The 11,330-nt window shown below is 71.3% G+C and carries 12 protein-coding genes; 9 read left to right on the top strand and 3 right to left on the bottom strand.

Going from position 1 to position 11,330, the window contains the following annotated elements; genetic code table 11:
* Nucleotides 1–8: 8 nt before the first annotated feature.
* Entirely contained in the window at nt 9–341 is a 333-nt protein-coding gene (locus tag E1193_RS24880) for an STAS domain-containing protein (protein WP_132185607.1), read from the bottom strand.
* 142 nt (nt 342–483) lie between these two features.
* Between E1193_RS24880 and hemL the strand changes: the two genes are divergently transcribed.
* The 8 genes from hemL (at nt 484) to E1193_RS24840 (ending at nt 8,916) form a co-directional block, all read left to right on the top strand.
* The gene (hemL, locus tag E1193_RS24875) at nt 484–1,821 is read left to right on the top strand and encodes a glutamate-1-semialdehyde 2,1-aminomutase (protein ID WP_132185606.1); all 1,338 of its coding nucleotides are present in this window, start codon (nt 484–486) and stop codon (nt 1,819–1,821) included.
* 127 nt (nt 1,822–1,948) lie between these two features.
* Entirely contained in the window at nt 1,949–2,596 is a 648-nt protein-coding gene (locus E1193_RS24870; protein ID WP_132185605.1) for a histidine phosphatase family protein, read from the top strand.
* Nucleotides 2,596–3,171: a TlpA disulfide reductase family protein gene (locus E1193_RS24865; RefSeq protein ID WP_132185604.1), complete on the top strand. Its 576-nt coding sequence runs from the start codon at nt 2,596–2,598 to the stop codon at nt 3,169–3,171. The genes E1193_RS24870 and E1193_RS24865 overlap by 1 nt, the downstream gene beginning before the upstream one ends.
* Nucleotides 3,171–4,070 carry a cytochrome c biogenesis protein CcdA gene (locus E1193_RS24860; protein ID WP_132185603.1) on the top strand — a complete coding sequence of 300 codons (900 nt, stop codon included), beginning with the start codon at nt 3,171–3,173 and terminating at the stop codon, nt 4,068–4,070. The genes E1193_RS24865 and E1193_RS24860 overlap by 1 nt, the downstream gene beginning before the upstream one ends.
* A complete protein-coding gene (locus E1193_RS24855; RefSeq protein ID WP_132185602.1) occupies nt 4,070–5,680 on the top strand; it encodes a cytochrome c biogenesis protein ResB in 1,611 nt (536 codons plus the stop codon). Before E1193_RS24860 ends, E1193_RS24855 begins: the two co-directional genes overlap by 1 nt.
* A complete protein-coding gene (gene ccsB, locus E1193_RS24850; RefSeq protein WP_132185601.1) occupies nt 5,680–6,660 on the top strand; it encodes a c-type cytochrome biogenesis protein CcsB in 981 nt (326 codons plus the stop codon). The genes E1193_RS24855 and ccsB overlap by 1 nt, the downstream gene beginning before the upstream one ends.
* Before the next feature lie 681 nt (nt 6,661–7,341).
* Complete coding sequence (locus E1193_RS24845; protein ID WP_132185600.1) at nt 7,342–8,103, top strand: hypothetical protein; 762 nt, start codon at nt 7,342–7,344, stop codon at nt 8,101–8,103.
* Nucleotides 8,104–8,184: 81 nt separating this feature from the next.
* On the top strand, nt 8,185–8,916 hold the full coding sequence (locus E1193_RS24840) for a hypothetical protein (protein WP_132185599.1): 732 nt from the start codon (nt 8,185–8,187) through the stop codon (nt 8,914–8,916).
* Nucleotides 8,917–9,319: 403 nt separating this feature from the next.
* Here the strand turns inward: E1193_RS24840 and E1193_RS24835 are convergent, their stop codons facing one another.
* Together E1193_RS24835 and E1193_RS24830 are read right to left on the bottom strand one after the other, a co-directional pair.
* The gene (locus tag E1193_RS24835) at nt 9,320–10,030 is read right to left on the bottom strand and encodes an HAD family hydrolase (RefSeq protein ID WP_165945817.1); all 711 of its coding nucleotides are present in this window, start codon (nt 10,028–10,030) and stop codon (nt 9,320–9,322) included.
* Nucleotides 10,031–10,087: 57 nt separating this feature from the next.
* Nucleotides 10,088–10,564, bottom strand: coding sequence for a MarR family winged helix-turn-helix transcriptional regulator (locus tag E1193_RS24830; protein ID WP_132185597.1), 477 nt, complete (start codon nt 10,562–10,564; stop codon nt 10,088–10,090).
* On the opposite strand from E1193_RS24830, the gene E1193_RS24825 reads away from it, so the two are divergent.
* On the top strand, nt 10,563–11,192 hold the full coding sequence (locus tag E1193_RS24825; protein WP_243707873.1) for a carboxymuconolactone decarboxylase family protein: 630 nt from the start codon (nt 10,563–10,565) through the stop codon (nt 11,190–11,192). The two genes, E1193_RS24830 and E1193_RS24825, sit on opposite strands and share 2 nt — an antisense overlap.
* Nucleotides 11,193–11,330 lie beyond the last annotated feature (138 nt).

Below are 11,330 nucleotides of genomic sequence, written 5' to 3'. Positions count from 1 at the left end.
GGGCGGGGCTAGGGGGCGGTTTCGTTACGGATCATCAGGGCGGAGCGGAGCCCGGTGATGTCCAGGACGCGTAGCAGGAAGTCGCCGACGTTGCTGAGCACCAGCAGGGTCTGCGCGTGGCTGGCCTTGCGGCTGAGCACGACGAGAGTGCCCAGGCCCTGGGAGTCGCAGAAGGTGACCCCGCCCATGTCCAGCACGATGCGCGGCGGGGGATCGGTCAGCACCTCGTTCACGACGGCCGACAGCTGACCGGCGGTGAGCATGTCGATCTCACCGGCGAGGCGAAGCACGGCTTCATCGCCCGTCCGGTGTACCGTGATGGACAGTTCGGCACGATCCACCCGGCCAGCCTATCGCGATCTCGACGCCCCGGCCCCATGGGCGCGGTGCCACCCGGCCAGGGCGCACCAGGGGGTGAGTCTGGTAACCCGCAGCAGGGGTGGCTGCCGATTCCCGGTGTCGCGCTGTAACAATGGCCGCATCGTGACCGATACCTTTTCCGCCGGATCCGGCCGCTACCCGGCCGACGCGCCGGCCTCCGAGGCCCTGTTCGACCGCGCCACGGCCATCGTGCCCGGCGGGGTCAACTCCCCCGTGCGCGCCTTCCGCGCCGTAGGCGGCACGCCGCGCTTCATGGTCCGTGGTCAGGGCCCCTGGCTGTACGACGCCGACGGCCGGCGCTACGTCGACCTGGTCTGCTCCTGGGGGCCGCTGATCCTCGGCCACGCGCACCCGGTGGTGGTCGAGGCGGTGCAGGCCGCCGCCGCGCTCGGCACCAGCTTCGGCGCCCCGACGCCGGGCGAGGTCGAGTTGGCCGCCGAGATCGTCGCGCGTACCCCGGTCGAGCAGGTCCGCCTGGTCAACTCGGGCACCGAGGCGACGATGTCGGCGATCCGGCTGGCCCGAGGCTTCACCGGCCGCTCCAAGATCGTCAAGTTCTCCGGCTGCTACCACGGGCACTCCGACGGCCTGCTCGCCGCCGCCGGCTCGGGCGTGGCCACCCTCGGCCTGCCCGATTCGCCCGGCGTCACCGGCGCGGCGGCCGGCGACACCATCGTGCTGCCGTACAACGACATCGCCGCGGTGGAGCAGGTCTTCGCCGCCGAGGGTGCGCACATCGCCGCGGTCATCACCGAGGCCGCCGCAGGCAACATGGGTGTCGTCGCCCCGCGCGACGGCTTCAACCAGCGGCTCGCCGGCATCGCGCACGCGCACGGCGCACTGCTCATCGTCGACGAGGTGATGACCGGGTTCCGGGTCTCCCGCGCCGGCTGGCACGGGCTGGACCCGTCGGACGCCGACCTGTGGACGTACGGGAAGGTCATGGGCGGCGGCCTGCCCGCCGCGGCGTTCGGTGGGCGCGCGGAGATCATGGGCCGACTCGCCCCGGCCGGCCCGGTCTACCAGGCCGGCACCCTCTCCGGTAACCCGCTCGCCTGCGCCGCCGGCCTGGCCACCCTGCGGCTCGCCGACGACGCGCTCTACCGCAGGCTCGACGAGACGGCCGCCGTCGTCGGCAAGCTCGCGGCCGACGCGCTGGCCGCCGCCGGGGTACCGCACCGGCTGTCGTACGCGGGCAACATGTTCTCGATCTTCTTCACCGACGCCGACGTGGCCGACTACGACAGCGCCCGCACCCAGCAGGTGCCCGCGTTCAAGGCGTTTTTCCACGCGATGCTCGCCGCCGGCGTCTACCTGCCGCCGAGCGCGTTCGAGTCGTGGTTCGTGTCGGCGGCGATCGACGACGCCGCGTGTGAGCAGATCGCCGCCGCGCTGCCGGCGGCGGCGCACGCGGCAGCCGCGGCGGGCATCGGGGGGTGAGCGGTGAGCGCGAGGAGTGAGCCGGGTCTGCGAGCCCCGCAGTCGCGAGCGAAGGGGGCGCACCGGTGAGCGCGAGGAGTGAGCCGGGTCTGCGAGCCCCGCAGTCGCGAGCGAAGGGGGCGCACCGGTGAGCAGGACCGTGGTGCACGTGCTCCGGCACGGCGAGGTGTACAACCCGGAGGGCATCCTGTACGGCCGGTTGGCGGGTTTCCGCCTCTCGGAACTCGGCGTGCAGATGGCCAAGGCCGCCGCGCAGGCCCTCGCCGAGCGGGAGGTCGTGCACGTGGTGGCCAGCCCGCTGGAACGCGCCCAGCAGACCGCCGAGCCGATCGCCGCCCAGTTCGGGCTGCCGGTCGGGGTGGACGAGCGGCTGATCGAGAGCGCCAACTGGTTCGAGGGCAAGAAGGTCTCGCCGGGTGACGGCTCTTTCCGCGACCCGCGCAACTGGTGGGTGCTGCGCGATCCGGTCACACCGAGCTGGGGTGAGGCGTACCGGGTCATCGCGGAGCGGATGTTCGCCGCCCTGCACGCCGCCCGGGTCGCCGCCGAGGGTCGGGAGGCCGTCCTCGTCTCGCACCAGCTGCCTATCTGGACGCTGCGTCGGTACGTCGAGCGCAAGCGGCTCTGGCACGACCCGCGCCGCCGCCAGTGCGGGCTGGCCAGCCTCACCTCGTTCCACTTCGACGGCGCGAAGGTCGCCGGCATCGGCTACAGCGAGCCGGCCGCCCACCTGATCGCCATCTCGCCGACAGCCAGGACGGCCAAGGGGGCCTGATGCTCACCCGGAGGACGCTCGCCGCAACGCTCACCGCCGTCACCGCCGCCACGGCGCTGGCCGCCTGCTCCTCCGACGACAGCGGAGAGAGCCGCTGCGCCAACAACAAGGGGATCATCGCGTGCGCCCCCGACCAGCGCTCCGCCGCCCCGAAGATCGTCGGTGACCTGCTCACCGGCGGCCGGTACGACGTCGCCCAGGCGCGCGGCCAGGTGGTGGTGCTGAACTTCTGGGGCTCGTGGTGCGCGCCCTGCCGGGCCGAGGCCGACGACCTGGAGGCTACCCACCAGGCCACCAAGGCCGCCGGGGTGAGCTTCCTCGGCGTCAACGTGCAGGACAGCAAGGACAAGGCGATCGCCTTCGAGGAGGGCCGGGTCACCTACCCGAGCCTCTTCGACCCGGCGAGCAGGCTGGCGCTCGCCCTGGACATCCCGCCGAACACCATCCCGGCCACCGTCGTGTTGGACCGGGAGGGCCGGATCGCCACGGTGATCCGGGCCGCCGTCAAGCAGGACGGCCTCCAGCCGATCGTCGAGCGGATCGCGGCCGAGCAGCCGGCGTCCGGTTCGCGCTGATGGGCGACACCTTCCGTGAACTGGCCCAGTCCGGCCCGCTGCTGCTGGCCGTCGGCGCGGCGGCGCTCGCCGGGCTGGTCAGCTTCCTGTCCCCGTGCGTGCTGCCGCTGATGCCGGGCTACCTGTCGTACGTGACCGGGCTGGCCGGCGCGGACCTGGAGGGCCGGGCCCACCCCGCCGGGCCGCCTTCTGCCGCCGGACCGCTCGGCCCGGCTGCTGGGGCGGTCGACACGGGCTCGGCCGGCCGGGCGGGCGACACAGACCTGGCCGGTGGCGGGGTGGCCGTGGCGACCCGGGCCGAGGCCCGCCCGGCGGTCGCGGTCAAGGGGCGGGTGCTCGCCGGGACGCTGCTGTTCATCGCCGGGTTCACCTTCGTCTTCACCGCCACCGCGATCCTCTTCGCCGGCTTCGGCCGGATCTTCTTCGACTACGAGCGTGCCTTCCAGGTCGCCGTCGGCGCGCTGGTCGTCGTGCTCGGCCTCGCCCACCTCGGGGTGGTGCCCGGCCTGCAGCGGGAGTTCCGGATACACCGGCTCCCGGCGGCCGGGCTGCTCGGCGCCCCGGTGCTCGGCGCGGTCTTCGCGTTGAGTTGGATGCCGTGCACCGGCCCGACCCTCGGCGCGGTGCTCGGCATGGCGGCCACCGGCGGGCAGACCGACCGCGCGGTGGTGCTGGCCGTGGCGTACTGCCTCGGGCTGGGGGTACCGTTCGTCGCCTTCGGGCTGGGCTTCCAGCGCCTGCTCGGGGTCTTCCGGGCGGTCCGGCGCAACAGCCGCTGGGTCACCCGGCTCGGCGGCGTCCTGCTGGTCCTGATCGGTCTCGCGCTGATCACCGGTGGTTGGCAGAACGTCGTGATCTGGTTGCAGACCACCGTGGGTGTGGGTGAGGTGAGCATCTGATGACGACCGTGGACGACCGGCCGGCCGCGCCCGCCGCGGCGCCCCGGCGTCGGCCCCACCCGATGCTGGCCCTGCTGCGCAACTCCTGGCGGCAGCTCACCAGCATGCGTACCGCCCTGGTGCTGCTCTTCCTGCTCGCCGTCGCCGCGATCCCCGGCTCGGTGCTGCCCCAGCGCGGGGTCAACCCGGAACAGGTCGACCGGTACTTCCGCGACCATCCGGAACTGGCCCCGCAACTGGACCGTATCGGTGGGTTCGAGGTCTTCGGCTCGGTCTGGTTCTCCGCGATCTACCTGCTGCTGTTCACCTCGCTGGTCGGCTGCATCCTGCCCCGGATGCGGGACCACGTGCGGGCCCTGCGGTCCCGTCCACCGGCGGCTCCGAAGCGGTTGGAGCGACTGCCCCAGCACGCGGTGCTGGAGGCCCCCGCCGCCGCCGACCCGGCGGCTATCGCCGCGGTGCTGCGCCGTCGCCGCTGGCGGGTCGAGGTACGCGGCAACGAGGTCTCCGCCGAGAAGGGGTACCTCAAGGAGACCGGCAACCTGCTCTTCCACACCTCGCTGGTCGCCGTCCTGCTCGGGGTGGCGCTCGGCTCCTGGTACGGCTGGCACGGCAACCGGCTGCTGGTGGCCGGCGAGGAGAACTCCTTCTGCAACACCCGGCAGCAGTACAGCGAGGCGTCGCTCGGCCCTCGGGTGGACAGCGGCGCCCTGCCGCGCTTCTGCCTGACCCTGGACGACTTCGACGCCCGGTTCCTCCCGTCCGGGCAGCCGGAGAGCTACCGGGCGACGGTGACCGTGGACGAGCTGACCGGACCCACCCGGCAGGCGGCCTTCTCGGTCAACTCGCCGCTGCGGCTCGGCTCGGCCAACGTCTACCTGCTCGGCCACGGGTACGCCCCGATCCTGAGGTACACCGACCGGTACGGCCGCAGCCAGACCAGCGCGGTGCCGTTCCTGACCACCGGGGACGCGAACCTCACCAGCGAGGGGCTGGCCCCCTTCCCGGACGCCAACGTCGACCCGGTGACCGGGAAGCGGGACCCCACCCAGCAGGTCGCCTTCGAGGGGCTCTACCTGCCGACCGCGCCGGAGGCCCCGCCGTTCGTGTCGTCGCGGTTCCCCACCGAGCGGAACCCGGCGGTGGTGCTGGTGGCGTACCGGGGGAACCTGGGGATGGACGCCGGCATCCCCGGCTCGATCTACCAGCTCGACCAGCGGCAGGTCAGCAACGGCAAACTCAAGCAGGTCGGCGACGCGAAGCTGGGCGTCGGCGAGAAGTGGACCCTGGACGACGGCAGCACGCTGGAGTTCCTCGGCACGAAGCCGTACATCACCCTCTCGGTGCGGCACGACCCGGGGCAGACGCTGATGCTGGTGGCCTGCGTGGTGCTGCTCGCCGGTCTGATGGCCTCGCTGTTCGCCCGGCGTCGCCGGGTCTGGTTCCGGGTGGTCCCCGCCGACCCCGGGAGTGGATCTCCGACGAGCGGTAGTAGTTTGGTGCTGGCCGGTGGGTTGCCGCGCACCGAGCATCCAGGGTTCGCCGACGAGTTCGCGCAGCTCATCGCCGCCGTGCGCGGCGACGGGCGGACGCGAGAGGGAGCCGAGTGATGGCCGAGCTGTCCGACCAGCTGGTGACGTTCGCGATCCTGGCGTACCTGATCGCCATGATCAGCCACGCCGTCGAGTACGCACTCGGCTACGTCCGTGCCGTGCCGGCGGCACCGGCCCGCGAACTGGTCGGCGCCGGGGTCGGCGCGACCGGCGGCACCGGCGGAGTCCCCGCCGTCCCGGCCGCTGCCGCGGCAACCCGGCAGGGCCGCACGGCGCGGCGGGCTGGGGTCGCCGGCTGGGCCGCCGTCGGGCTCACCGTGCTGGCCGCCCTGCTCCACCTGGGCGCGCTGGCCACCCGGGGCATCGCGGCCGAGCGGATGCCCTGGGGCAACATGTACGAGTTCGTGTTGACGGTCACCTGGATCGGGACGGCCGCCTGGCTGGCGGTGCTGGTGAAGCGCCCGTCGCTGCGCCGGCTCGGGCTCTTCCTCACCCTGGTCATGGTGCTGCTGCTGGCCTTCGCGGAGCTGAAGCTCTACGTCGAGGTGGTGCCGCTGATGCCGGCGCTCCAGTCGTACTGGTTCATCATCCACGTCTCGACGATCGTTGTCGCCTCCGGCATCTTCCTGCTGGGCGTCGTCCCGGCGGTGGCGTTCCTCATGCGCAACGGGTACGAGCAGGGCCGGCGGAGCTTCCCGTACACCCTGGCCCGCCGGCTGCCGGCGGCGGCCGGGCTGGAGCGGCTGACCTTCGCGCTGCACGCCTTCTCTTTCCCGCTCTTCACGTTCGCGGTGATCGCGGGCGCGATCTGGGCGGAAGCGGCGTGGGGTCGGGCCTGGGGCTGGGATCCGAAGGAGACCTGGGCGTTCATCTCCTGGGTGGTGTACGCCGGCTACCTGCACGCCAGGGCGACCCCGAGCGTGCGGCGAAACGTCGCGACCTGGATCGCCGTGCTCGGCTTCCTGACCGTGCTGATGAACCTGTTCGGGGTGAACTTCTTCTTCACCGGCCTGCACTCGTATGCCGGGGTGGAGTGAGCCCGGTGAGCACCCGGTCGACTGCCCGGCGTGCGGCCTCCCGCTCGGAAGGAGCGGAAGCCCCGTGGTCGGGCAGCCGCGATCGCGCCCATGCTGTGCTCCGGCGTCGACGAGTGGGCCCGGCCACCCCTACCCGGCCGGCGGCTCCTGACGTCCACCGAACACCCCGCACTCGGGGCCGACTCGCTGCCCGGCATGATCAGCTACAGTCTCGCAGCCGAAACCCGCAGGTCGGGACCGGCTCGTTCGCACCAGCCCGCACCACCCGTCCGCAAGAACGACATCGGCGGGATGCGGGTGGTCAAGAAGTGGTTCTCCGACCGCGAGGCCAGCCGCTTGTGCGCCGGTCCAGTCCGCCCGATGCGATTCATGTCGACCGCTGGCCACCTGGGTGGACCGCGGAACTCAACGACGTGTCGACCGTGCTGCGCCGGCTCGTCGAGCTGGAACCCGAGCAGCTCGACCGTATCGTCGCCGAGCCCGGGGTGAGAAAAATCACTGGTTTGAACCGATGATTATTGAACCCTGCCAATCGGCTTGGTCGGGACATTTGTCCCTACCACGGGATCGGGATCGCTGGTGTGCTCGATGGTGTCATCTTCCCCATTGAGACACCATTGTGGAGGACTCATGAAACGTCGTGTCATCGCGATCGGGTCGGCGATCGCGGTCACTGTTGGCATGCTCACCTTCTCTCATGTCGCGAGCGCCGCGGAAGCCGGCTGCAAGGTCGACGGCCAGGGCAAGGTGGTGAATCCGTGTCCCCGGGACGCAGCGATGAAGCTTTGCAAGCGGGCGAAAAAGATCAACGGCGAGCAGCAGTTCATCGGCTCACTCGCGAGGAATCAGTTCCTGTCTGACACCTGTGACTTCAGGGTGACGGAGGTGCTCGGCGCGAACGACGCGAATCCGATCTTCGGCAAACCGTTCAGCCCGTCGGCCCCCCTGGCGAACTGCCCGCCGAACACGAGCAGCAACCCGAGCCTGAAGATCAACCTGGAACAGGGCTCCGCCCGGATCTCCGGGGATTTCGTCAACGACAACGACGAGTTCGCCGCCAGTTTCCTCGGCATGCTCGGCGCCGAGTGGGGCAAGGTCACCACGCAATCCACGATCACCGACGAGATCAAGACGGTGACGTCGGAACGAACGGTCAACGTTCCCGAGGGCAAGAAGGGCACCTTCGAGTTCGTGCCGAGGCGGGCCCAGATCAAGGGCGTCTGGACCATCACCGGCGACGACCCCCGCAACGGCGGCGGCGGTGGGCCGCTCGGCCCCAAGCCCACACCGTGGGAGACCACCCTCGAGGTCACCATCGACGCGCCCCTCGTGCTGCCCACCGGTGCCGCCGACGGCGAGGCGAAGTCCAAGCTGACCGACTGCACCGGAAAAGAGTTCGAGAACGACGACCCGGAGCCCTTCCCGAAAGAGCCGGGCAAGTGAGTCCCCCGACCCCGATCTTCTTCGAAGGAGCCTGAGTTGTCCGCATACAGCACTGCCGCCCCGCGAGGACGTCGGTACCTCGTGATCGGAGCGACCCTCGTGGTCGCCGCCGCGGCCCTCATCGCCGTCATGAACCGCACCAACGCGAACGCGGCCACCGCCAGCGAGGTCGCCCTGCACTGCCGGGACGGATCCCCCCTGCTGGAGAAGTGCGACTTCATCCAGAGGTCCATGACCACGACGGACGGGAACTCGTTCCGCGTCAGCGAACCACAGAACAACTGCGACGGAACGGAGCCGGACGAGTTCGGACTCGCGGTCAGCGTCCGCTCCTCGGTCGAGACCAAGGTCGAAACCAACAACTTCTTCAGGCTCAGCGGCACCGTGTCGTTCCCCGGCGTGTTCGATGCCACCGGCACGGCCGTGTCGGAAAGGTTCCAGACCACCGGCTTCCGGGACGAGACAGCCACCACCGTCACCATCAACGCCGAAGTGAAGCCCGGCCACCGGGGGGCGATCTACTTCCGGCCGAAGGTGGTGGAGGCCGCCGGCTTCCTCGAGGGCACCTACAAGGAGGCCACCGACGGGACGAAGGTGTTCTTCTTCCCCGAACGCAACGCCGACACCGTGCTCGTACGGTTCCCGCTGGCCAACGACGGCGGCGACCCGGAAGGCTTCTACTGGATCCGCGAAGTCGAGTGCGCGAACGACGGACCCGGCGTCTCCCGCCTGCAGATACCCAACTTCAACACCGCCGGCTTCGGTGAACTGGCCGGCTTCGGCGTGACCGACACCCCGGTAACCGTCGGCTGACCACGCCAGCTCAGCCGATCAGCTGAGCCGGGCCGACCTCACCCACGAGGCGGAGCGCGACAGCGCTCCGCCTCGCCGGCCCACCCCAGCCGACGAACTGCCGCCCGGACTCACAGACCGACACCAGCCACCCGTCGGCAAGGGGACGAACACCCCGCGGCATCGCGGTAGACCGAGCCGGATCCTCGGCCGAGGAGTAGCCGACCGCCGCCACGGGGACGCCGGGCACGACAGCGTCAACCCTGCGGGCCAGAGCTGTCGCGGGACGCGTTTCCGCGGCTGCTGTCATTTGTTCGCCAGCGTCGTGAACATCTTCCTCACCGGCCTGCACTCGTACGCCGGGTGAAGTGAACCGGCCGGTCAACACGCCGCCCGGTAGGACGTTCCACGCCTACCGTGGCCTTCACTCGGCGGCCAGCCGGTCGGGCAGGTCGAGCACCGAGGCGAGCCGGCGGCCGTCGGGCACCGTCGCCGCCCTTTCCGGGTCGATGAGGTACGCCCGCATGCCCGCCCGCTCGGGTCCGGCGAAGTCCGGCCGGTAGGTGTCGCCGACGAAGAGGGCGGCTTCGGCCCTGATGCCGAGGGTGTCGAGGGTCGCCGCGTAGATCGCGGGATGCGGTTTGCGCCACCCCACCTCCACCGAGGTGACGACGGCGTCGAAGCAGGGCAGCAGGCCCATGGCGGCGAGGTGGTCGGGGACGAGGTCCGGCTGGTGGGTATTGGTCACGACGGCGAGGCGGTACGTGCCGGCCAGGGCGCGTACGCACTCCACCACTGCGGCCGAGTAGGTCACTCCGGTGTTCCACTCACCGATGTACTCGGCGACGAAGGCGTCGACCTCGGCCCTCGTCGGTGACCGGCCCAGCGTGCCGGCCAGGAACGCGCTCCCCACGTCGGTCATCGAGAACTCGTGGTCGTCGCGGTCGCTGAGCCGGTCGAAGTCGGCGCTGGCGCGGGACCAGGCGGCGAGGAAGTCCGGGTAGTCGAGGTCACCGCCCAGCCGCCGGAAGAGCCGGTGGGAGCGGTGGTACCCCTGCTCGGTGCGACTGGCCGAGTAGTCGACCAGGGTGCCGAAGAAGTCGAACAGGATGTGCGTGCGGCGACCGGTGGACATCGATGGATCATTGCGCATCGGGGGCACCGCCGTCCGTGTCAGGATCAGTGACGGTGGTCAGCCGCCGAACCAGCCCGGGACGTCGAGGCGGAAGAAGTTCGGCGGGGTGACCGCTCGCAGGTCGTCCTCCATCGCGGCGACCCGCTCCTCGCCGAGGGTCGCCGCCCAGCGCTGCCGCAGCGCGTCGAGGAGCACCGCCGAGCGGCGCAGCCCGTCGACGCCCTTCTCCGTCGTCCGGACCAGCTTGCGGCGGGCGTCGGTCGGATCGTCGACGCGCTCCAGGTAGCCCAGGGCGACCAGCCGGTCGACGGTCTTGCCGGCGGCCTGCTTGGAGACGCCGAGGCGCTGGCCCAGTTCCGACGCGGTGGTGCCGTCCGGGCCGACGGCCTGGAGGACGAACCCGTGCACCGGCCGCAGGTCGGGGTGCCCCTGCCTGGCCAGTTCGGCGTGCAGGTCGTCTACGAGCGCACGGAATCCGGCCAGCAGCAACAGGGGCAGCGCGAAGCCGGGACGCGCGGGATCAGTCGTTGCCATGTTCGACAACCTGGTTTACGGTTTCGACAACCACGTTGACTACCGTATCCGAGAGGTCGTGTCGATGTTCACCGCGTACACCCCCGAGACCGCGCCCGCCGCCGCCCGGCCGACCATGGAAGGCGTACGCCGCAAGCTCGGTCACCTGCCCGGCGCGGTCGCCCTGATGGCCGAGTCACCGGAGCTGCTCAAGGGCTTCCTCACCGCCAACGCGATCTTCGAGGCCACCGACCTCGACCCGATCGAGCGGGAGGTGGTCGTGCTGACCGTGGCCACCCGCAACGGATGCCACCTCTGCGTGGCCATGCACACCGCCACCCTCACCCGGCACGGAGCCACCTCCGACCTGATCGACGCGCTGCGGGCCGGCGCCCCGCTGCCCGACCCGCGCCTCGACGCCCTGCGCCGGTTCACCACCGCCGTGCTGGACCACCGGGGCGCCGTGCCCGACGCGGAGCTGCGCGCCTTCCTCGACGCAGGGTTCCGGCGTCGGCACGCTCTCGACGTGGTGCTCGGCGTCGGCACGTACACCATCTCCACCTTCGCCAACCGCCTCACCGACGCCCCGCTCGACCCGCCGCTGGCCGCGTACGCCTGGCAGCCGGCGGCCTGCGTCGACCGGGCCTGACCGGCCCCTTATGCGGCAGGTTGCGGTGTTCGCAGGGCCGGATACCCCCGTCTGCCGCGAATGGAGGCGCAGAGGCATCCAGGCTTCGCGGTGCCGGCGAGGCCCTGGTGCCGGGCGGGGGCGGTGCCGGGCGGGGGC

Origin of the sequence: Micromonospora sp. KC606 (assembly GCF_004348675.1) — a bacterium.
In the GTDB taxonomy this organism is placed as follows: domain Bacteria; phylum Actinomycetota; class Actinomycetes; order Mycobacteriales; family Micromonosporaceae; genus Micromonospora.
The sequence above is the reverse complement of the archived record's forward strand: the minus strand, read 5'-3'. Positions and strand labels throughout refer to the sequence as shown.